Genomic DNA, 238 nt, shown 5'->3' with positions numbered 1-238 from the left:
CTGCATGGCTTCGAAGTTTTCGCGGTTGATGTAGGTTACGCCGAATTGCAGGCGGCGGGTGACGTAGAAGGCTTCGTTCAGGTTTGTTGTGTACACGGAGCTGGTCAGACCGAATTCGCAGTCGTTTGCCAATGTGATGACTTGGGCGAGCGTGTCGAAATTGGAAACGGGCAGGACAGGGCCGAAGGTTTCTTCCTTCATGATGTCCATGTTTTTGTCGGTGTCGGTCAACAGGGTT

Annotated in this window: 1 protein-coding gene; it reads right to left on the bottom strand. The window is 52.9% G+C overall.

Annotation, left to right across the window (positions count from 1 at the left end):
- Positions 1 to 238 (bottom strand): aldehyde dehydrogenase family protein (locus ACTHTK_RS10330; RefSeq protein ID WP_440379754.1); only part of this gene is annotated, 238 nt, incomplete at both ends.

It is taken from the genome of Neisseria sp. P0006.S009 (genome assembly GCF_051962915.1).
Classification (GTDB): Bacteria; Pseudomonadota; Gammaproteobacteria; order Burkholderiales; family Neisseriaceae; genus Neisseria; species Neisseria subflava_E.
The sequence above is the reverse complement of the archived record's forward strand: the minus strand, read 5'-3'. Positions and strand labels throughout refer to the sequence as shown.